The sequence below is a fragment of the uncultured Dysgonomonas sp. genome (assembly GCF_900079725.1).
GTDB lineage: Bacteria > Bacteroidota > Bacteroidia > Bacteroidales > Dysgonomonadaceae > Dysgonomonas.
In genome coordinates this window covers 3,232,617-3,254,235 of the sequence record NZ_LT599032.1, presented here as the reverse complement: position 1 = coordinate 3,254,235, position 21,619 = coordinate 3,232,617, and the positions used below count along the sequence as shown (strand labels likewise).

Annotated in this window: 19 protein-coding genes; 15 read left to right on the top strand and 4 right to left on the bottom strand. The window is 40.0% G+C overall.

All coding sequences use genetic code 11. The features are described 5' to 3' along the window. Positions 1–28 precede the first annotated feature (28 nt). Positions 29–568: a hypothetical protein gene (locus QZL88_RS13685; protein ID WP_296941949.1), complete on the bottom strand. Its 540-nt coding sequence runs from the start codon at positions 566–568 to the stop codon at positions 29–31. Positions 569–614: 46 nt separating this feature from the next. Here QZL88_RS13685 and pgeF point away from each other — a divergent pair, with 46 nt between their 5' ends. The 15 genes from pgeF to QZL88_RS13610 all read left to right on the top strand — a co-directional run bounded on the left by pgeF (position 615) and on the right by QZL88_RS13610 (position 20,073). After that, positions 615–1,424, top strand: a complete 810-nt coding sequence (gene pgeF, locus QZL88_RS13680) for a peptidoglycan editing factor PgeF (protein ID WP_296941948.1) — start codon at positions 615–617, stop codon at positions 1,422–1,424. 47 nt (positions 1,425–1,471) lie between these two features. Beyond that, entirely contained in the window at positions 1,472–2,509 is a 1,038-nt protein-coding gene (locus QZL88_RS13675; RefSeq protein ID WP_296941947.1) for an agmatine deiminase family protein, read from the top strand. Between the two features lie 11 nt (positions 2,510–2,520). Then, complete coding sequence (locus QZL88_RS13670; RefSeq protein ID WP_296941946.1) at positions 2,521–2,745, top strand: hypothetical protein; 225 nt, start codon at positions 2,521–2,523, stop codon at positions 2,743–2,745. A gap of 83 nt (positions 2,746–2,828) precedes the next feature. After that, entirely contained in the window at positions 2,829–3,704 is an 876-nt protein-coding gene (locus QZL88_RS13665; RefSeq protein WP_296941945.1) for a carbon-nitrogen hydrolase, read from the top strand. Between the two features lie 21 nt (positions 3,705–3,725). Further along, positions 3,726–4,358 (top strand): hypothetical protein, encoded by a 633-nt coding sequence (locus tag QZL88_RS13660; RefSeq protein WP_296941944.1) that lies wholly within the window; start codon positions 3,726–3,728, stop codon positions 4,356–4,358. 665 nt (positions 4,359–5,023) lie between these two features. Further along, complete coding sequence (locus tag QZL88_RS13655; RefSeq protein ID WP_296941943.1) at positions 5,024–5,746, top strand: hypothetical protein; 723 nt, start codon at positions 5,024–5,026, stop codon at positions 5,744–5,746. 337 nt (positions 5,747–6,083) lie between these two features. Continuing rightward, entirely contained in the window at positions 6,084–7,094 is a 1,011-nt protein-coding gene (gene pta / locus QZL88_RS13650) for a phosphate acetyltransferase (protein ID WP_296941942.1), read from the top strand. A gap of 17 nt (positions 7,095–7,111) precedes the next feature. Then, a complete protein-coding gene (locus QZL88_RS13645; RefSeq protein ID WP_296941941.1) occupies positions 7,112–8,077 on the top strand; it encodes a 3-hydroxyacyl-CoA dehydrogenase NAD-binding domain-containing protein in 966 nt (321 codons plus the stop codon). A 4-nt stretch (positions 8,078–8,081) separates the two neighbouring features. After that, positions 8,082–9,281, top strand: a complete 1,200-nt coding sequence (locus QZL88_RS13640) for an acetate kinase (RefSeq protein ID WP_296941940.1) — start codon at positions 8,082–8,084, stop codon at positions 9,279–9,281. Positions 9,282–9,809: 528 nt separating this feature from the next. Beyond that, positions 9,810–12,602: a histidine kinase gene (locus QZL88_RS13635; protein WP_296941939.1), complete on the top strand. Its 2,793-nt coding sequence runs from the start codon at positions 9,810–9,812 to the stop codon at positions 12,600–12,602. Positions 12,603–12,615: 13 nt separating this feature from the next. Beyond that, on the top strand, positions 12,616–13,389 hold the full coding sequence (locus tag QZL88_RS13630) for a LytTR family DNA-binding domain-containing protein (protein ID WP_296941938.1): 774 nt from the start codon (positions 12,616–12,618) through the stop codon (positions 13,387–13,389). 188 nt (positions 13,390–13,577) lie between these two features. Beyond that, positions 13,578–14,558: a GSCFA domain-containing protein gene (locus QZL88_RS13625; protein ID WP_296941937.1), complete on the top strand. Its 981-nt coding sequence runs from the start codon at positions 13,578–13,580 to the stop codon at positions 14,556–14,558. Between the two features lie 19 nt (positions 14,559–14,577). Further along, positions 14,578–17,049 carry a bifunctional UDP-N-acetylmuramoyl-tripeptide:D-alanyl-D-alanine ligase/alanine racemase gene (locus QZL88_RS13620; protein ID WP_296941936.1) on the top strand — a complete coding sequence of 824 codons (2,472 nt, stop codon included), beginning with the start codon at positions 14,578–14,580 and terminating at the stop codon, positions 17,047–17,049. Positions 17,050–17,293: 244 nt separating this feature from the next. Continuing rightward, complete coding sequence (locus QZL88_RS13615) at positions 17,294–17,752, top strand: hypothetical protein (RefSeq protein WP_296941935.1); 459 nt, start codon at positions 17,294–17,296, stop codon at positions 17,750–17,752. Positions 17,753–17,859: 107 nt separating this feature from the next. Then, positions 17,860–20,073, top strand: coding sequence for a TonB-dependent receptor (locus tag QZL88_RS13610; protein ID WP_296941934.1), 2,214 nt, complete (start codon positions 17,860–17,862; stop codon positions 20,071–20,073). 51 nt (positions 20,074–20,124) lie between these two features. Here QZL88_RS13610 and QZL88_RS13605 read toward each other — a convergent pair whose 3' ends face one another. Genes QZL88_RS13605 through QZL88_RS13595 form a run of 3 tightly spaced genes read right to left on the bottom strand, consistent with a single transcriptional unit; the run spans position 20,125 to position 21,594 of the window. After that, complete coding sequence (locus tag QZL88_RS13605) at positions 20,125–20,817, bottom strand: DNA alkylation repair protein (protein ID WP_296941933.1); 693 nt, start codon at positions 20,815–20,817, stop codon at positions 20,125–20,127. Position 20,818: 1 nt separating this feature from the next. Beyond that, on the bottom strand, positions 20,819–21,118 hold the full coding sequence (locus QZL88_RS13600) for a Dabb family protein (RefSeq protein WP_296941932.1): 300 nt from the start codon (positions 21,116–21,118) through the stop codon (positions 20,819–20,821). Between the two features lie 23 nt (positions 21,119–21,141). Further along, on the bottom strand, positions 21,142–21,594 hold the full coding sequence (locus QZL88_RS13595) for a hypothetical protein (protein WP_296941931.1): 453 nt from the start codon (positions 21,592–21,594) through the stop codon (positions 21,142–21,144). Positions 21,595–21,619: the final 25 nt, after the last annotated feature.

Sequence of the window (21,619 nt, the reverse complement as noted above, 5' to 3'; positions counted from 1 at the left end):
CCGGCAGGCCTTAACTTTTACTTCATTATCAGGAAAAAGCGTTTTTTGCAGACTTTTTTTCTCTTTTCAATGATTCTTTCTGTGATTTATAAGTATCTTTCAAAGACTCCAGTCTTACTTTTTTCTCTGACTTACTCAAACTGTCATTATCCTCTATGGCATCCTTTTCTGCTTCATATCGCTTTTCAAGCGTTTCCAGTTTATGCTCATAAGTATCTCCGATAATATCTTTCAGTCCATCATTTTTTGACATTTTCCCGTATTTATATTCAAATGTATTAATCTGGTTTTTAGTCAGGATTTTCTCTATATCCGATTTATGCTTTAGAGCCAAAGCTCGTTTACGTTGCCCTTTTTCATAACCCGAAATGGTTCTGTCGCGGCCAATTGCCTGAAACTGTTTCTTTACCTCTCTTTTCAATTCCTTGATTTGTGCTGCTTGCCCAGATGAAAGCTGCAAATCTTTATAGACCTCTATATTGTTATAATACAAAGATTCATCTCCTGTTTGCGCATATGTCGCAGACGAAGAGGCAAGAATAAATAATAATAACAAAATCTTTTTCATAACTTTATGTAGTTTAATAAATTCATTATAAGTAAAAAAGCTAACTATGGAATATTTCTCTCTAAATAATATCGGACTCTTCCGCTTCTCCATATTTCCCAACTCTAATCTGTTTCATTTTTCGTCCAGCATAAAAGGAGGGGTTAGCACAGGCGAATATAGTTCTCTCAATCTTAGTTTGTATTCTGGAGATAATCCTGATCATGTGAAAGAAAACAGAGAACGTATTGCAAATGTAGCAGGCATTTCTGTAGAAAATCTGTACATTCCCTACCAAACCCATGATGACAGAATATTCATTGTAGACGAACAATTTTTAAATCTTAGTGATGAGGAAAAAGAAAAAAAATTACATGGTATAGATGCCCTTATCACTGACCGGAAAAATATATGCATAGGAGTTACGACCGCCGACTGTGTGCCGGTATTGATATACGACCCGCACAAAAAAGTATTGGCTACCATTCATGCCGGATGGAAAGGTACTGTTGCCCGGATTGCGGAAAAGACCGCAATAAAGATGACTGAACATTTTGGCTGTAATCCCAAAGACCTACTTGCAGGCATAGCACCATGCATATCTCAGGAACGCTTCGAAGTGGGTGAAGATGTGGTAGAAATCTTTCAGGAAGCAGGTTTTCAAATTGAGGATATCGGTTACCGGAACACTGAGACCGGGAAAATGCATCTGAATCTGCAGCAGGCAAACAAACTTATTTTGAATGATGCAGGCATACCTGTTCAGAATATTGAAATTGCAAACCTCTGTACCTACTCGAATCCTCAGCTATTTTTCTCTGCCCGACGTCAGACTATTCACTCAGGACGAATGGTTACAGGTGGTATATTAAGATAATTATTTTGTATTTTTGCTATCTGATAAACATTTTAGAATAAAAACGAATGGCTCACCCTATACTTTTACCACCCGAGTGGTATCCTCAAAGCGCAATACAACTCACATGGCCCCATATTGGTACCGATTGGGAATATATGATCGAAGAAGTAACCGCCTGCTATGTAAACATAGCGACAGAAATACTAAAAAGGCAAAAGCTTATCATAGTATGCTATAATGCCGAAAGCGTAAAGTTTGAATTGAGAGGGCACAAAGAATTATTTAGCAATCTCACGCTGGTTGAATTACCTACAAACGATACCTGGGCACGTGACCATAGCGGCATATCGGTTATTAAGGATGGTAAAAAATATGTATATGATTTTACTTTCAACGGATGGGGTTTGAAATTTGCTTCTAATTTCGATAATCAGATAACCAGAGGATTATTTTCAAAAAGGATATTCACCTCCGATGTAGAACTAATAAACAAAAAAGATTTTGTTCTCGAAGGTGGAGCAATAGAATCGGACGGAAAAGGGACTCTGCTCACCACGTCAGAATGTTTGTTATCTCCAAACCGAAATTCATATCTTTCGAAAGAAAGTATAGAAGAATATCTGAAAGAAGCCTTTGGCCTCGACAGAGTATTATGGCTTGACCATGGTTACTTTGCCGGAGATGATACCGACAGCCATATCGATACACTTGCCCGTTTTTGTGATGAACACACAATAGCTTATGTAAAATGTGAGGATACATCGGATGAACATTACAATGCTCTTACCAAAATGGAGGAGCAACTGAAAACATTTACCGATTATCTGGGAAACCCATATAAACTGGTAACTTTACCTATGGCAAAACCTGCATATGACGAGGATAATCAAAGACTACCCGCGACATATGCCAATTTCCTTATAATGAATAATGCGGTATTACTACCGTTCTATAATGATAAAGAAAGGGACGAAGAAGCCCGTAAGCAACTACAGAAGGCTTTCCCGGCAAGGGAGATTATTGGTGTGGATTGCTTGCCGCTGATAAGACAGCATGGCTCCTTACATTGTATTACAATGCAGTATCCCGAAGGTTTTATCTAAATACTATTCAGATGAAAGATCAGAAAGCATTATTATTCAGATGCATAAAGAACGATGTTCCAGCAATGGTATTTTCGGGGAATGATATACTGTTCCTGCCTCTACTGAAAAGATATTACGAAGATGCTAAGAAAAGTGGCTGTACACAGGAATTTTTAGATGATATACAACTGCGAATAGAAGAATTCGAAAAACATATAGAAATGTCACCCGATACGATTAAGTTGCCGGATTGATTACTGATTTGCCAATTAGCAAATATGCCAATGTGCCAATGGTACAAAGCCATATGATTTATAATTTGTAACTCACATATAAAATGAAAATAGGATTAATACAACAGGCCAATACACCCGACATTCGGAAGAATATTGAAGGTCTTAAGAATAAAGTAAAAGACGCCGCAAAACAAGGTGCTCAACTTATCGTTTTGCAGGAGTTGCACAATTCACTGTATTTCTGTCAGGTAGAAGATACTAATATTTTCGACCTTGCCGAAACAATTCCCGGCCCGTCGACTGACGAGTTTGGAGCACTGGCAAAAGAACTCGGAGTCGTTATTGTCCTCTCCCTCTTCGAGCGCCGCGCACCCGGTTTGTATCACAATACGGCTGTAGTAATGGAAAAAGACGGGACTATTGCCGGAAAATACCGCAAGATGCACATACCCGATGACCCTGCCTATTATGAAAAATTCTATTTCACTCCGGGAGACCTGGGATTCAAACCCATTGAAACATCTTTGGGAAAACTGGGTGTACTGGTTTGCTGGGATCAGTGGTACCCTGAAGCTGCCCGCCTGATGGCAATGGCAGGAGCCGACTTACTCATTTATCCTACTGCCATAGGCTGGGAATCGACCGACTCGCAGGAAGAAAAAGACCGCCAGCTAGGGGCATGGGTAATCTCCCAACGGGGACATGCCGTAGCAAATGGACTGCATGTGGTATCTGTCAACCGTACAGGTTATGAACCTGACCCGTCGGGACAAACAAATGGTATTACATTCTGGGGAAACAGCTTTGTGGCAGGCCCTCAGGGAGAAATACTATGGCAGGCTACGAACGACAAAAAAGAAGTCCGGATTGTGGAAATAGATATGAAACGCTCAGAACAGGTAAGGCGCTGGTGGCCATTCTTCCGAGACAGACGTATCGATTATTTCGGGGATATAACAAAACGGTTTATAGATTAAGATACTTTATAGGAACAAGATATGCGAATAGTACTACTTGTTATCTCATTTTTACTTACCGGTACGTTTTCTTTTAGTCAGACAAAACAGGATTATGAAATATACCACCTTGTAATCCAAGATCAAATGGATAGATGGAAACAGGATACTATTTCCCATATTGTGTTAACAGATAAGTTGGTCGAAGGATTATCTGATAAAGAATTATTTGATGATATAGCAGCTGATATGGTGTCTGCTTTGGCGCTTTCCACACAATGGGATGAAGATGGTAAATATTTAGATTCTCTTATTTGCTGTGATATGACGTTTCAAGAGGCAATGCTCCGTTTCACCCGACAAGTTTACGAACCCGTGTCGCTGGAGGGAGATAGCCTTGGCTTTTCACCTTCGGTAACTATCGTCAAAAGTCAGGATATATGTAAAATGTTCCGCAAGGGTAATCCAGACAAGGCATACAGAACATTTCTCAAAAAATACCCGGGTCGAGCTGGCTTTTTCCAATTATCGAAAGTTTCGTATTTCAGCAAATATGCTCTCGTTCATTTTATCATATATATCAACCCTCTTAACGGAGCGGGCAAGATTGTTATATTGGATAAGGACAGTGGCGAATGGAAAGTACTTGGACATTTGATTTTATGGCTAAACTAATTTGTTTGATAATGATTAAAATCACAACAGAATAAATGTAATGTGAATCAGTTTTTAAACATCAGACGTTACTTTATTCATATAGCTTTATCTATATATGACTTTTAACCGATAGCTTATAGCTCTTTGAAATATTGATGGCCCCTCCATTGGCTTCGCTTCGCTCTGCCGATTTTTACTCCGTCGATTTGCAATTCAATTCTCCGCGAAGGGCTGAGCTGTTAAGTTCTCTACTTTGTTCTGTTATTTTCTGCTGTCATCCTGAGTGGAACGAAGGATCTCGACCCTGAGAAACGAGATGTTTCACTCCGTTCAACATGACATAGAGGGTATAAAAATTAGAACTTAACAGCCCTGCCCCGAAGGGAGGCTACAGAAAGGGCAAAAAGTAATTATTAATTATTCATTCTTAATTATTAATTGCTCTTTGTGTTACCTTTACATACGCTTCGCTCCTGTGACCGTTGGTTGTTACCTTTTGGAGAAAGATGCAAGTAAACGAGATACGAGATACAAGATGTTAACTGCTAACTGTTGACTGTTAACTGATATATCTGTTACCTTTGTTACCTTTTGCGTGAGAGTACCATTAATTGATGACTGTTAACTGATAACTGAAAAAGTTGTTACCTTTGTTGCTTTCTAACTACCGATTCGCATTAATTATGATGTATCAGATCTTACTATTCTCTTTTTTCCTTATACCATTTTCATGTTCGGCGGAATCCCGTAAACAAGAGGCTATATCTTTATGGAAAGAGAGAATAGAGGAGAAGCATAAGCCATACTCTGAGCTAAAAACAGAAGTACAAGGCAAGCGTGAGACTTTTAGAGAAGCATACAACAAAAGCAATAAAGAAAGCCAGGATAGCATTGTGAGTGAAGTACAGAAATATTTATTAGCTATCTCAGATGATTTCTTCCGGTCGTGGTACGATACCCCATGGACATTTCACGGACATAGCCAGACTCCGAAAGAAGGAAGTATTGCCTGCGGTTACTTTATCACCACTAGCCTGCGCGACATGGGTTTTAACATCCCCCGTATAAAGTGGGCACAACAGGCATCGGAATATTTAATAAAAAAAGTATCAACAGATATCAGGCGTTTTCAACAAAAGCCGATGAAAGATGTTATAGCCTATATAGAATCGAAGGGCGAGGGACTATACATTGTCGGGCTGGATTCTCATGTAGGTTATATTTATTATATAAATGATAAAATGTCTTTTGTACATGCCAACTACTATAAGCCTAAAATCGGGGTAATGTCAGAACCGCTGATAGGACGTAATCCTTTAAATGATTCGAAATACAGAGTTATAGGAAAGATTTTCGACAAGGATATGATCAGAAACTGGATACTGAACGTTCCTTATTCCGATTAAATTTACGATAGCCAGAGGCGGTTCCCCAATTCGCTTTTCTGAACAATATTTCTCGAAATGAGAATTTATCAAGAGGGTATAAAGTGATAGATAAAAATACATATACAAAAGATATAAAACGGGTCGGGGTCTAAGGTAATATTTACTTCCGCTTACCTATAATAAAATCTTTTCAAGCATTTATTGCCACTCGCTTTTTTAGTATATTTTGCATTTCAAACGATTATTCTTACACAAAAATGCAATCTCTAGTTTGCATTTTTAGTATATTTGCGCACGCGTAAAAAATGACGTAATATCCCATTTGCACAAGAACACAAGTAAAAACATCTATTATATGGACTTAATTAAACAAATTGTAGAAAGGGCCAAGGCAAACAAACAACGGATTGTCCTTCCCGAAGGAACAGAGGTAAGAACTATAACAGCTGCCGATCAGTTATTGGCAGACGGAGTTGCTGAAATTATTCTTATAGGGAATACAAAAGAGGTAAAGGAACTGGCAGCAAGTTTGAACCTGAAAAATATAGACAAAGCAACAATCCTTGACCCTGAGAACTATGAAAAGAAGGAAGCTTATACGAATCTCCTTTTCGAATTGAGAAAAGCCAAGGGTATGACAATCGAGCAAGCCTCTAAACTGGCAGAAGACCCATTGTATATCGGTTGCCTGATGATAAAGAACGGAGACGCCGACGGAGAGATAGCCGGCGCACAAAATACGACAGGCGATGTGCTTCGTCCTGCGCTTCAGATTATAAAAACAGCACCCGGAATCAGTGTGGTATCAGGTGCTTTTTTAATGTTTACTACTCAGAAACAGTACGGCAAAGACGGATTGCTTGTTGTAGCCGACTGCGCTGTTACACCTGACCCTACCGCATCACAGTTGGCTGAGATCGCAGTTGCTACAGGCCAGACAGCCCGTGCATTGGTCGGAGAAGAACCTCAGGTAGCCATATTGAGTTTTTCTACAAAAGGAAGCGCAAAACATCCGATGGTAGACAAAGTAATAGAAGCAACTCAGCTTGCACAGAAAATTGACCCTACGATGAATATCGACGGGGAATTGCAGGCCGATGCTGCTTTAGTACCATCTGTAGGTCAGCAAAAAGCACCCGGCAGTAAAGTCGCAGGACATGCCAATGTTCTTGTTTTCCCTTCACTCGAAGTGGGAAATATTGCATATAAACTAGTTCAGCGTTTGGGTAATGCAGAAGCCGTTGGCCCTATTCTGCAAGGAATGGCAGCTCCGGTAAACGACCTTTCGCGCGGATGCTCAGTGAGTGATGTTTATAACATGGTAGCCATAGCGGCAAATCAGGCCATAGCGGCAAAGAATAAGTAACAATCAATAAATTATATATGGCAGAAATCATAGAACCTATTGAAGAATACGGGTTAAGCAATAAACATAAGAAAAGGTCTCTTTTCTCCAAAATCGGAGTTGTAGGCTGTGGGCGTGATGGCAGACATATTGTTAGTCTTACGGCTTTGTCGGGGATGGAAGTTGTTTTTATAGAAGTTTCGGAAGAAAGAATTCAGGAAGCACTCAAAGATATTGGTCACGGACTGGATACCAAGATTGAAAACTGGGGTTTGACCCAGAGCGAGAAGCGGGCTACTATGGGGCGTATAAAAGGCTCTCTCAATTACAGTGACCTCAAAGGATGTGACTTTGTGATAGAATGTATCCGTTACGAAGCTAACGGTGAACGCAGTACCGAACTCCGTAAGGAGGTTTTCAGAAACCTGGAACTGGTACTTGCGCCGGATGCTATTATAGCTACAAATGCCACTACTGTCATTATAAGTGAGTTGGCAGCAGAGTTGACGCATAAAGAACGCTGCATAAGTCTTCATTTTCCGATTACACATACCGATGCCCGTTTGCTCGAAGTAGTAAGGGGTACATTTACATCACAAGAGGCGGTAGATAAGATATATCTGTTTGCCCATATGATTAAATATACGCCGATTCCGGTGCATGAAAGCAGTGGTCTTGTGAGCTTCCGCCTGATGATAATAATGCTGAACGAGGCGTGTAATATCTGGATGGAGAACGTAGCGTCGCTCGAAGATATAGACAAAGAGTTTACTATTATTTACGGCCAGCGTTATGGCATCTTTCACCTTGCCGATATCGTAGGCATTGAGAAACTGGTTATGCTGATGGAAGACATGTTCCATGAATACGGGGACAAAAAATATAAGGCTGCTCCGATTTTGTGGCGCCTGTACCGTTCTAAGCAGTTAGGCGTATCTTCGGGAAGAGGATTCTATGTCTATGATGAAACAGGAAAACAACTTGGTCCAAACAATTTAATTTAACAGTATGAAGATATTAGTATTGAACTGTGGTAGTTCGTCTATAAAATATAAGCTTTTCGATATGGAAAGCAAGGAGGTTTTGGCTCAGGGAGGCGTAGAGAAGATAGGACTGAAAGGTTCTTTCCTTAAATTTCCTGCTGCCAACGGAGATAAAGTTGTCCTTGAAGGAGAAATACTCGAGCATCAGGCCGGTATAGAATATATTCTCGGAGTCCTTCTTAGTGAAAAATATGGTTGTATAAAATCATTAAGTGAAATAGACGCTGTAGGACATCGTGTAGTACATGGAGGAGAAGAATTCAACAGCAGTGTATTCATCACAGATGAGGTGATTAAAAAGATGGAAGAATGCATAGAACTTGCACCATTACACAACCCACCCAATCTGGCCGGTATCTATGCTGTAAAGGAACTGATGGGAGATATTCCTCAGGTGGGTGTATTCGATACAGCTTTTCATCAGACAATGCCGCCAAAGGCATATATGTATGGCCTACCATACTCTCTGTATCAGAAATATGCCATCCGTCGTTACGGATTCCATGGTACGAGTCACCGTTATGTTTCGCGTAAGGCCTGTGAATCGTTGGGCATTCCATACGAGGATCAACGGATTATTTCAGCACATATCGGTAATGGCGGCTCTCTGGCTGCTATTAAAGGCGGTGTTTCTGTAGACACATCGATGGGTATGACCCCCGTCGAAGGCTTGTTAATGGGTACACGCTCGGGAGATGTGGATGCCGGTATAATCTCATTCATAATGGAAAAAGAAAATATTGGTACACAGGCAATCTCTACTCTCGTAAATAAACATAGCGGTCTGCTGGGTGTTTCAGGCGTTTCATCTGATATGCGTGAAATCAGAGCCGCTATTGCAGAAGGGAATGAAAAGGCCAAATTAGCATATGATATGTTCCTCTACCGTATCAAGAAATATATAGGGGCGTATACGGCAGCTTTGGGTGGTCTTGATATCTTACTTTTCACAGGAGGTATAGGAGAAAATGCCGTTTACCTTAGAGAAGAAATATGTCTCGACCTAGAATTTCTGGGCATAAAACTCGATACAGATAAAAATGTGAAGATCTATGGGGAAGAAGCTGTAATCTCCACACCGGATTCTAAAATAAAAGTGATGGTTGTACCAACTGATGAAGAATTTATGATTGCTTCGGATACTATGGATATCGTAAACAGATAACCATAACACCTAATAATCAATGAAATATATAAAAAGGCCTGGCTTCAGGCCTTTTTTATTTGTTTATAATACGCAAGGATATTTAACATTTGAGCAGATATTCCGAAGGTCTCCGTTAAACAAATTTAAACTGTTAAAATAACACTTGATATTATTTGGAATATTCCCAAACGCCCCTTATCTTTGTAATGTGTTTTTCATAGTATTAGATTTAAGGTTAACAATGAAGATTGGTTGTCGGGATGACAACCTTTTCTTTTTTATAGCAGTTTGATTAAATAAATACCATTACTCCGAAAACACATAAATCCCATAAATTACAATATAAAAATATTTTCAGGACTTTATAAATAAGGTTTATTCATCGCTATATGACTGGTATGATCATGCGGAAAGACTTGTTTCGGATAATAACCTCTTATAACCATTTAATAGCTCCGGATAGCTATATAATAATAACAACATTCCAGAATAATATTAAATCATAGATTTGACTTGAGATTTAAGTTATTAATTAAATTTGTTATTATGAAAACGAGACTATTGATTCTATTGCTGGTGTTAACCTCTATGTTTGCCCAAGCCAAAGAGGTGCGAACCTTCGACAAACTGAGGCAAGGCGACTCATTCAGGCTTAAAGTAACTGTGTCAGATGGAGCGGTTGGACATAATTCGATATGGGATTTCGATCAGGTACAAAAGATAGAAGTACAGTTCGATGTCCTTTCTGTGGATAAAGACTCTGTCAGATTTGGAATCAAACCTACCAATTGGTTTGCACATTTTCAGGATAAGGATCAATATGATCTAAACCCATATAGCCCGTTTAAGGTATATAATTATTATGACTCTCATTTCTTTAGTCGTTATGCAAATGGTGAAAGCATATTCTATTTATTTAGAGATAACAACGTTATCCTTTCTGCAAGTATAAAAGATGGGAAAGTAAGTACTAACTTTTTCCCCATTTCTGAAGAAAGTGGAATATTTACTCGTGACAGAAAAAAATGGTATAGCGATTTACTACAGATAACAACAGGGGTGAAAATAATAGGAGGAGGGGGACCTCCGCAAGATCTTACATTAGATTTTGAAGCGATTTTGAAAACTGCAGCCCAAGGATTCTTCAACAACTGGATAGAAAAGAGCGGAGAAGGCAGTCTGATATCATGGTTTGTCGATTTAAGAAATTCGGTCACTCTCCAGAACACCCAAGCTCCTACATTCGTACAGCTAGTTTCTGCGTCTTTTGATCTTCAGCCGAATGTACGTCTGATATATACGCCCTCAAAAGATATACCCGAGGATCGTATCTTTATAACTAATAATGACGAAAGAATCAGGCCTGCAAAAAAGTCATCTGATGGTTCATATACCTTTGAATTCTTCCTGCCATCACCAAAAAGGATGGAAATTAATGGCCTTTCACTGGACCTCACACCTGATGATTCAATAAAGATAGAATATAATACTGCAGAAAATGACTATTTATTTACAGGCAGGGGCAGTGCCAATTCAGCCTATACTAACCAAATCGTAAAGTTTTATAAGGAGGAAAAAGGGTTACGGAACTATGGTGAAATATGCAAAATTACTCAGCAACAGATAGACGACTTTTTCAACAAAGGTAAAGCCAAACATCAGATCCTGCTGCAAACTTATAGCAAAGGAATGAATGCTTATTGGGTAAGATCGGCAGAACTATCATACAACTATTGGTATTTGTCCGAAAAAGTAAACATGCATAATGTTATAACGCAGCAGAATATCGGGGACTTTATGAAACCAATGCCTCTACAGTATCAAATAGACTGGACGAGTAAAGAATTTGGGTGTATATTTCCTGCTTCCGACTACTTATACCAGCCTTATACTTATGGAAAGTTTTTGAATAGCTATTATAGCTACAAAGCATGGCAGACAAATGATGATGTGCTTACCGGAATGAGGTATCTTCAAGAACATATTCCCAAATATTACTTTGCTGATGCCATATTCTGGGGATATCCACGGTTTTATCTGACCTCTGAGACACTAAAATATCTGATGACAGGCTTTCATCTGGAGGATAGCCAGAGAGAATACGACGACTTCCTGAGAAAATGCTCTGAACCCGGATTACGTACAAGCATAACTTCTATGCATGAACAGGTGGAAAAAGTAGAACCCGGAGCGAATATTAAAAATCTTAATCTGGCAATTCAGAACTATATACCATTGAAAAATGCATCTGATAGTTATATCGTATTGCTTGTAGATGAAGGATTAACAGAATCCTTTAACCTTCAACTGAAGAATCCGTATAAAGAATCAGATAAGGAAAATGATTATCTCCGGGATAAAATAACGCCCTGCGTAATAACTTCCGAATCAAGGAAATCCCTTTTTGAAAAAAGTAACAATGCGCAGGAGTATATCACTTTTGTATCCGACGATAAATTACGTGATTATTATGATAAAGTTATCACCCGAAAAGGATGTTATATCATAATGAGAAGTGATGGGACTATTCTGGATAGGGTACTGGGTAACTATAACGACTCAGGCATTCTTATCTTATCAGTAATAGAAGAAGATATTCAAAAACAAAAGAATCAGAGTACCGCTTCGAGCGGTATTCTGGTGCCTATTATTATATCTTCGCTTTTCTCTGTAATACTTACATTTTTCATCGTACGACTGGTAATCCAACGCCGCGAACGCATCAAGAGACGTATTTCGGAGCTTGAGCTAAAAGCTATCCGCGCCCAGATGAATCCACATTTTACTTTCAATGCTCTAGGTTCCATTCAGAATCTTATAAATCAGAAGAAGGATAAAGAAGCGAATGACTATTTGGTTAACTTTGCAAAACTGCTTCGTCTGGTATTATCAACATCGGAGAAGAGACTGATTACTCTGTCAGAGGAAATAGAGCAATTGGAGTTATACCTTCGCCTCGAACAGTTGCGTATACCTTTCAAGTATACTATCGATATAGATGAGAGCATCGACGTGGAGAACGAGGAAATTCCCGGAATGTTGATTCAGCCGATTGTTGAAAATGCAGTGAAACATGGGGTTGTTCCTAAGGGGGGTGGACATATAAAGTTGACCTTTACCATGACCGGACAAGTGCTATATGTAACTGTAAAAGATACGGGAAATGGTTATTTTGTGCCGGAAGACGTGGCAAAAGCAGGATTTGGATTACAGGCAATCCGTGAACGGCTGAAGCTGTTAAACAAAGAATTGAAACTCGAGATCGGTTTGCAAATAGAGAATATTGAAACAGATCGTAAAATCACCGGGTGTATGGTTACAATATCGATACCCGTTTAAAACTAAGATATAGATGACAAATATTCCTATACGAGCAATTATTGTAGAAGACGAGCAAAATAATCGTGAAAACCTACAGCGGCTTCTCTCTGAATACTGTCCTACGGTTGAGATCGTTGCTTTATGTTCGTCGGCGCTTGAAGGCCGGCAGAATATCGTAGAATTAAAACCCGACCTAGTCTTTCTTGATGTGGAAATGCCGGGCGGTGATGGCTTCTCTATGCTGGAGAGTCTTTCCAAATTTGATTTCGAAGTGATTTTTGTGACCGCATTCACCAGTTATGCAGTTAAAGCAATCAAAATATCGGCACTGGATTACATTGTGAAACCAATAGATACGATGGAGTTATTGAAAGCAGTGGATAAGGCGATAGAAACAATACGCGGTAAACAAAATAATACACGAATGCTTAATTTACTGAATAACAGAAGCAAACAGGATAATAAGAAGATGATAGCCCTGCCTCTGTCCGATAAAATTGAATTCGTAGAGATTATGAATATTATCCGGTGCGAATCGGATGGGAATTATACATTTTTCTATCTCAAGAGTGGCGAGAAATTATTGATCTCAAAGACTCTTAAGGAATACGACGAATTACTCTCTCCTATAAATTTCCTTCGGGTACACCAGTCCCATCTGATAAACCTGAATGAAGTAAAAAGTTTTGTGAAAACCGACGGAGGGTATATATTGATGAAAGATGGGTCGAGTATCACGATATCCCGTCAGCGACGAGAGATGGTATTACGTGTTTTACATAAAAATGATTTCAAAGAACGCTAGGGTTTCGTTAGATTATATAACCGTTCGCAAAAAAAACATTCTAACCCAAAATATCCTGAGTTTAAAGCGGCACAAGATTCAATTTTAAATACAAACTAATAATTTAAGATATAAAATATATCATTAGAATATACCCCATTCTTATCTTCCTTTTTCTTATTTTTGTGCAACCATATCTTATCTAACAAATGGAATTCAGGACAAAAATAGAAATACCAAAATCAGACCTGACAGTTTCTCATAGAAGCAGCATATTAATGATTGGTTCCTGCTTTATTGAGAATATAGGAAGATTGCTTGCCGATAATAAATTTAATGTAAATCTCAATCCGTTTGGTGTACTTTACAACCCCCAATCGATCAGTCAGGCTTTAAGGCTACTCATCGAAAAAAAGAAATTCACCGAAAACGATATTTTCGAATACAAAGGGCTTTATCATAGCTTTTTCCATCATAGTATATTCTCTAATACAGATATAGATAAATGTATTGGAGGAATAAACACAAAAATCGAAAAATCTTCTGCTGATTTACAACAGGCAGATATTCTGTTCATCACATTCGGCACGGCATATGTCTTCCGGTCGAAAAAAAGCAATATGGTCGTAGGCAATTGCCATAAACTGCCCGCATCGGATTTTGACAGATACCGGCTTTCTGTCGATGATATTGTGAATGACTGGAAATCCTTGATAGATGAACTAAGACTGATAAACCCGACTCTCCAAATCCTGTTTACCATAAGCCCTATCCGCCACATGAAAGATGGCGCCCACGAAAATCAACTTAGCAAATCGACATTGCTCCTCGCTATTGATAAATTAAGGGAGAAAGCAACAGGGTTGCACTACTTTCCCTCCTATGAAATTGTTCTAGATGAACTGCGTGATTACCGATTCTATAATGATGATATGACGCATCCGAATACAATGGCGATCAACTATATATGGGAACGATTTTCCGATACGTATTTTAGAGCCGAAACTCATCCGGTAATAGAAGAATGGAACAAGATACATCTTGCTCTCAATCATCGGCCTTTCAATGCTGAAACCGATGAGTATAAGCATTTTTTAAGGCAAACTTTGTTAAAGATTAAAGCCTTCAACGAGAAATATCCATACATTTGCTGTAGTGACGAAGCCTCTGAATTAGAGAGCCGTCTATAAAAAGAAAGAAGAGACAGACATGAAATATTCCATTCATAAAATAGCAAAGATACTCGATGCTATTGCATCCGAGCTGAACGATGCCGACATAAGTATATTGCTTACCGATAGCCGGCAAGTGTTTTATCCGGCTGAAACATTATTCTTTGCCTTATCCACGAAGAATAACGATGGACATAAATATATCAACGAACTATATGAACTGGGAGTCCGCAACTTTGTGGTTTCTCAAATGTTGCCGGACTGGGAGAATTATAACGATGCGAACTTCCTTGTAGTAACAAATACCCTGGCTGCATTGCAGCGTATTGCGGCATATCATCGCAATCAATTCGATATCCCTGTTATTGGTATAACAGGCAGCAATGGAAAAACAGTAGTCAAAGAATGGTTATACCAGATACTTCATCAGGACTTTAATATAACCCATTCGCCCCGCAGTTACAATTCCCAGATAGGAGTACCGCTGTCGGTGTGGCAAATGAATGATCATACGCAACTCGGTATTTTTGAAGCAGGGATTTCCCAACCGGAAGAGATGTCGAAGCTGGAGGCGATTATCCGTCCTACTATAGGCATTCTCACCAATATCGGACAGGCTCATCAGGAAGGCTTTAAATCCATGAAGCAGAAATGTCTGGAGAAACTGGAACTGTTTATCAATTGCGATGTTATCATTTGCGAAGAAGAAAATGAACTGATAGATGAATGTATGGAAATTGCGTGTCTGTCACATAAACGTCTAACATGGTCACGCAGGGGTTCAAGTAAGAGTCCGTTGTACATAATGAAAATAGAGAAGCAGGAAAAATCAACGACTATTCATTATTCTGTTTTGGGTATGGCATCTAAGCTGGTGATTCCATTCTCTGACGATGCTTCTATCGAAGATGCGATCCATGTACTGGCTACAGCATTCTATCTTCATATGTCGCTTCCTGACATAAATGAGCGCATGTCGACTCTCGAGCCTGTAGCTATGCGGCTCGATGTGCGTCAGGGGAAGAATAATTCTACTCTCATCAATGACTCGTACAACTCGGATATCAATTCTTTGAATATAGCATTGGACTTTCTTGCACAGCGTGCTACCACCAGCGAACAGAAAAAGGTACTTATTATATCCGACATTCCGCAATCGGGACTTATTCCGCGCGAGTTGTACTATCTGGCCGCCAATCTGGTTTTGAATAAGAAAATAGACCTTCTGATCGGTATAGGTCAGGAAATATCGGCTCACAAGGAGATGTTTAAAGACACCGAAAGTTTGTTCTTTAATACTACCGAAGACTTTATACACTCCAACATCTGGCACGATTTCCATGATATGTTCATCCTGTTGAAGGGGGCGAGAAGCTTCTCTTTCGAGAGTATAAATAAACTGCTGGAGGTAAAGACCCATGAGACCGTACTGGATGTGGACTTGGATGCTATTGTCCATAACTTTAAATTTTACCGTTCCAAGCTTAATCCAAAAACTAAGATGATCTGTATGGTCAAGGCCGACGGATATGGCACAGGCTCGTCCGAGGTAGCAAAAACGCTCCAGTACCATAAATGTGATTATCTTGCAGTCGCAGTTGCCGAGGAAGGTGTAGTCTTGCGTAAACAAGGTATAAAAGTTCCTGTTATAGTCCTCAATTCGGAAGTCGGAGGCTTTGAGGAACTTGCTACATACTCTTTAGAACCAGAGGTCTATAATTTCAGAATACTGGATGCCTTCATTAAAGAGGCTAAATTGCAGGGTATAACCAACTACCCGATACATATAAAGATAGATACGGGTATGCATCGTCTCGGATTTACAGAAGAGGATATACCTGAATTAATGGATCGCGTCAAAGGGCAGACCGGTGTACGCATACAATCCGTATTCTCCCATCTGGCCGCTAGTGAAAGCTGGAACTTTGATGATTTCACCATTCAGCAGATCAGGACATTTAAAAAGATAGCCGGAGAAGTGGAAGACAGTTGCCATTATCCGGTGATGAAGCATATTCTCAACTCGGCAGGAATAGAACGTTTCCCGGAAGAACAACTCGATATGGTACGCTTAGGTATCAGCCTGTATGGTGTCAGTGCCAGTGGCTTGAACGGGCTTCGCAATGTATGTACGCTGAAAACCACTATTTTGCAGATAAAACACATCAAGGCCGGAGAAACCGTTGGTTACGGGCGTAAGGGACATTTCGACCACGATGCTACAATAGCCACTATCCGGATTGGTTACGCTGATGGTATCAGTCGGCAGTTTGGAAACGGTGTAGGGGTTGTCCTTGTGAACGGGCACCAGGTCTCTATTGTTGGTAATATATGCATGGACCTGACAATGATAGACGTTACAGGCGTAGAAGTCAAAGAAGGGGATATTGTTACCATCTTCGGAGAAAATCTTCCGGTAACCGATTTGGCAAAAAAAATAAATACGATCCCTTATGAGATATTTACATCGATATCCAACAGGGTTAAGCATATATATTATAAAGAGTAATCAGTTTTTCTCTTGAAAGGCAGTATGGCGAAAAACTGACAAAGTTGACAACTTTCGTATACTTTTTATTTATCAATTTTTAAATACAATTACAATTTTTCAAAGAGCTATAAGCTAACAGCTAAAGGCTATCAGCTCTATTTATAGATAAACTTGTATAGAAGAAATACATCATAAGTATGTTTCTGCTAAAACTTCTTAAAAACTTATCTGTTATATAAAAATAATTACCTTTGTAGTTGAAATGAAAAAGTTTGGTCAAACACTTATATTATTGATTGCCGCCGCAACTGTATTTTTCACAGGTGCAGGGGTGACAATTATAAACTACTGCTGTACTACTTGCAGTGGCCAGACCCTTTTTATGACCGAACAACATGTATGCTGCGCACAGGCTAGTCAAACTGAAGAAGTTTCAGGCTGCTGTTCTGTTAAAGATACAGCGCATCACGACACGTGTGAAACTTCGTTTAAAAGCGAAACACACTGTTCGGCATCCCGCTTGTCTATAGATATAGATGCCTCATCATTCCGTCCTCAGGTGGCAACTCCTTTTGTGTGGATCTCGGATGCTTCACTGGCTGTCACTTCGAATATTTTACCCGAAAAGGTAGAATATACCGATGAATATACTCAGTTTGAATCACCTCCCGAAATTCCTCCGAGGGATTACTTGTCCCTTATCCGGGTACTTATCATTTGATTTCTCTACCTTAGTTATGTTATACAGGATATTCAGATAATCCTGTACTTAATGCTTTGTACTTACTACTAAGTACTTATTAACTCATTACTAATAAAGAGAATCAAATGAAAACGATAAAACTATTTATAATATTACTACTTCTTCCCACACTGGCTTTCGGTAAAGACATACTGAAAGGATATGTTTATGACGCTCAAAAACAGCCTTTGATAGGCGCCAACGTACATTGGGAAAATTCCAAAACGAGTGTGATCACAGATGAAAAAGGCTACTTTGAAATAAGCGGTACGCCCCATAAAGATCATATGCTCGAAGTGAACTATATCGGCTTTAAAAATAAGGTCGTCCACATCCACGATTTTGCAGATATGCAGAATATAACACTGGATGAAGATAATGAATTGGGTGAGGTCATTATAGAAAAGACCCCTCCGGGAACGATTAAGTCCCGTACCAGCCTCTTGAATACCGAGAAGATAACAACCAAGGAACTGCATCGTGCCGCATGTTGTAATCTATCCGAAAGCTTTGAGACCAATCCCTCGGTAGACGTATCGTTCAGTGATGCTGTGACAGGGGCAAAGCAAATTCAACTTTTAGGCTTAGCTGGAACATATGTGCAGACCCTTACCGAGAATTATCCTAACTTTCGCGGTCCGGCTTCTATTTATGGTTTGGATTATATTCCCGGCCCGTGGATGGAAAGCATACAGATATCCAAAGGAGCAGCATCGGTGAAAAACGGCTATGAATCCATCACCGGGCAAATGAATGTGGAATACAAGAAACCGAATAGCGCCGATCCCCTCAGTCTGAATCTGTTTGCGAGTGATGCAGGCCGGTATGAAGGAAATGCCGACGCAGCCTTTATATTGAATGATAAATTGAATACAGGTCTGTTCCTTCATTATTCGAATGAGTCGGCTTCACATGATGATAATAACGATAGTTTCCTGGATGCACCGAAGAAACATCAGTTCAACCTGATGAATCGCTGGCATTATATGTCGGGACGCTATGCATCTCAATTTGGCGTACGTTTTGTACAGGATTACCGTACCAGCGGACAGACTATGCATACCCTGACTCCTTCATCACTGAATAAGGATAACCCTTATGAAATAACTGTGAATGCAAATCGTGGAGAGTTTTATACAAAGAACTCTTATATTGTCGATGAAGAAAGAAATGGCAATGTGGCACTGATATTCACAGGATCGTACCACGACCAGAAATCACAGTATGCAGCCAATAAATATAATGTGTACGGTAACAATCTGTATGCCTCATTGATGTATGAAACCGGGCTTGGAAAGGCGCATCAGTTAAGCGCAGGCCTCAGCATGAACTGGGATAAATACAACCAGTCCATATATCTGGCTCAGCCTATTACCAATCAGCCGGATCAGGAAACTACAACAGGCGGTTATCTCCAGTATACATTCAATAAGGATGACAAGTTTATTGCGCTGGCAGGTCTGCGTACCGATTATAGTTCCCTGCATGACAAAATGTTTGTAACCCCGCGCCTGCATCTGAAATATATGCCAGTAGAATGGCTGAACATGAGAGCTTCGGCAGGCAAAGGCTACCGGACTGTATTTGTTATGCCGGAGAATAGTTTCTATCTGGCCAGTAGCAGGAAAATAGAGATAGCCGATAATCTGAAGCAGGAATCGGCATGGAACTACGGTACAAGCATATCTTTCCATATCCCGGTCAAAGGCGAAGAGCTTACTATTTCCGGAGAATGGTACCGTACCGACTTCGATAATCAGGTAGTAACAGACGTGGACAGCAACCCTCATGCAGTACAATTCTATAACCTGCAAGGAAAGTCATACGCCAATAGCTTCCAGATAGAGGCATCTTATCCTTTATTCAAAGGCTTCAATATATTGGGAGCTTACCGTTGGACTGACGCAAAGACGAATTATGGCGGCAAACTGATGAAGAAGCCTCTTATCAGCGATTACAAGGCACTGGTTACAGCTTCATATGAAACACCTTTAAGGAAATGGGTGTTCGACCTCACATCTCAATTTAACGGTGGCGGACGTATGCCCACGCCCGATGCAGCAAATCCGCTGTGGGATACCAGATTCGATTCGTTTACTATCCTGAATGCTCAGGTGACCAAGAACTTCCGAAACTGGAGTGTATATGTAGGTGCAGAAAATATAACTGACTTCCGACAGAAGAATCCTATCATATCTTCCGAAAATCCATTCGGAGATGATTTTGACGCTACAATGGTTTGGGGCCCTACAATGGGACGTAAGTTCTATGCCGGCCTGAGATATACTATAGGGAAGTAAACGAGCCCCCTCCCGGCCTCCCCCTTGGGGAGGTGTCCGGTATAGAGTCTCTCATGAAGCCCCTCCTTCGGAGGGGTTGGGGAGGCTATAATACTCAAATTCGAAAGCCAGACTATTATATGCTTCTTGCTTTATCAAGTCACTATCGTCTTTATATATAGATAGCTTGTCCAGTATTATATTGGCATCTGTTTTCGATTGTCTTCCTAAATGCTTCAATGCCAACGACGCTGCATTGCGAAGAAACATATTATCTGAAATAACATCATCCCATATAAATGTATAACCATTTGCAGACTGTTTGCCGGTTTTCTTTATTAGAAACAGGCGGGCCAGTAGCCAATAACCTGTTGTGCGGATACTCTCGTCTTTGCTGTTACCCCATTCCAAAGCCAGCTTGCCGGCAAAAGGAAGGATTTGTAACAGATTAAGGGAAAGTTGCTCCCTTATCTCCTGATTCGGAATCTCAGTAACCCATTTATCAGCAACATTTTCTGTGAATGTATCAGCCGGATATAAAAAAGTAGCCAGTATTTTCAGTTCGCGGGTATCTTCTTTCCAGAGCGTTTCAGCTAATTCTGCATCCGGTTTGTAACGGCCGGACAATTCTTTTATCTGTTGTATGTTTAACCCGAAATTCACTTTATAAGATATGCCTCGCTGACGCATACTGGTAGAGGCGATACCGTTCATGGCTTTGCGACAACGCTGACGGATATCCCTTATTATTTCTTCCTGTTCCATTTTACCCCTCGTAATCTACCGCTTTTCTGTCCATAACCGCTTCCCTGATAAACGGAAGCACTGCCTGATGTAGGGGATGATTCTGATAGGTATCCAGCGCTTCTTTGCTTGATAACTCAGAATAGAGTACTACATCGAAATTCCCTCCTCCCAGAAAATCAATACCGACTTCTATTTTCAGTAAGCCGTCGATTTTTCCGCTGAGGGCTTCCAGTTTTTCTTTTACCAGTCCGGCATTAGTAGCCTTGCCGTTTCCGTGGGCCTCGTCTTTGAGTTTCCACATTACAATATGTTTGATCATTATAGTTGAATTTAGTTTTATTGTTATTTAATATAATCTTCCGGCATTAGTTTTACTTCTGCAAAAAGTTTTCCGTCCATTGTATAATATGCATATACCAATGTCATTTTATCATCTTTGAACATATCCAGATCTTTTCCTTTAGTGCTTTGCAAAGCAAGGGTAAGAGCAGGCTTTGTGCTTCTTACAAATTCTTCGGCCGTAACAGCCGGAGTCTGAGTAAATGTATAGTAATACTTGAACTCATTTTTAGATACCGCTTCCGCTTTATCCATCCTGATACCTCCGGGTAGCGGCATCGGCATGCTCTTATTCGTTTCTTCGGCCAGCTTTACAAATTTAGATTTTGGAGCTTCTGCTTTATTTTCTGTTTTCACCGTTTCGGCCGGGGTTTCTGTTTTTGCCTTCGGTCCGCAACTTGTCAATACTCCTGTTATCAGAGTAGAGCAGAGGATAAATAATATAATCTTTTTCATATGCTTCTATTTTATAAAATGGGAT

Excerpts from the sequence above, each read along its gene's own strand:
- QZL88_RS13685 (WP_296941949.1), bottom strand. The coding sequence starts at position 568 with ATGAAAAAGATTTTGTTATTATTATTTATTCTTGCCTCTTCGTCTGCG.
- pgeF (WP_296941948.1), top strand. The coding sequence starts at position 615 with ATGGAATATTTCTCTCTAAATAATATCGGACTCTTCCGCTTCTCCATA.
- QZL88_RS13675 (WP_296941947.1), top strand. The coding sequence starts at position 1,472 with ATGGCTCACCCTATACTTTTACCACCCGAGTGGTATCCTCAAAGCGCA.
- QZL88_RS13670 (WP_296941946.1), top strand. The coding sequence starts at position 2,521 with ATGAAAGATCAGAAAGCATTATTATTCAGATGCATAAAGAACGATGTT.
- QZL88_RS13665 (WP_296941945.1), top strand. The coding sequence starts at position 2,829 with ATGAAAATAGGATTAATACAACAGGCCAATACACCCGACATTCGGAAG.
- QZL88_RS13660 (WP_296941944.1), top strand. The coding sequence starts at position 3,726 with ATGCGAATAGTACTACTTGTTATCTCATTTTTACTTACCGGTACGTTT.
- QZL88_RS13655 (WP_296941943.1), top strand. The coding sequence starts at position 5,024 with ATGATGTATCAGATCTTACTATTCTCTTTTTTCCTTATACCATTTTCA.
- pta (WP_296941942.1), top strand. The coding sequence starts at position 6,084 with ATGGACTTAATTAAACAAATTGTAGAAAGGGCCAAGGCAAACAAACAA.
- QZL88_RS13645 (WP_296941941.1), top strand. The coding sequence starts at position 7,112 with ATGGCAGAAATCATAGAACCTATTGAAGAATACGGGTTAAGCAATAAA.
- QZL88_RS13640 (WP_296941940.1), top strand. The coding sequence starts at position 8,082 with ATGAAGATATTAGTATTGAACTGTGGTAGTTCGTCTATAAAATATAAG.
- QZL88_RS13635 (WP_296941939.1), top strand. The coding sequence starts at position 9,810 with ATGAAAACGAGACTATTGATTCTATTGCTGGTGTTAACCTCTATGTTT.
- QZL88_RS13630 (WP_296941938.1), top strand. The coding sequence starts at position 12,616 with ATGACAAATATTCCTATACGAGCAATTATTGTAGAAGACGAGCAAAAT.
- QZL88_RS13625 (WP_296941937.1), top strand. The coding sequence starts at position 13,578 with ATGGAATTCAGGACAAAAATAGAAATACCAAAATCAGACCTGACAGTT.
- QZL88_RS13620 (WP_296941936.1), top strand. The coding sequence starts at position 14,578 with ATGAAATATTCCATTCATAAAATAGCAAAGATACTCGATGCTATTGCA.
- QZL88_RS13615 (WP_296941935.1), top strand. The coding sequence starts at position 17,294 with ATGAAAAAGTTTGGTCAAACACTTATATTATTGATTGCCGCCGCAACT.
- QZL88_RS13610 (WP_296941934.1), top strand. The coding sequence starts at position 17,860 with ATGAAAACGATAAAACTATTTATAATATTACTACTTCTTCCCACACTG.
- QZL88_RS13605 (WP_296941933.1), bottom strand. The coding sequence starts at position 20,817 with ATGGAACAGGAAGAAATAATAAGGGATATCCGTCAGCGTTGTCGCAAA.
- QZL88_RS13600 (WP_296941932.1), bottom strand. The coding sequence starts at position 21,118 with ATGATCAAACATATTGTAATGTGGAAACTCAAAGACGAGGCCCACGGA.
- QZL88_RS13595 (WP_296941931.1), bottom strand. The coding sequence starts at position 21,594 with ATGAAAAAGATTATATTATTTATCCTCTGCTCTACTCTGATAACAGGA.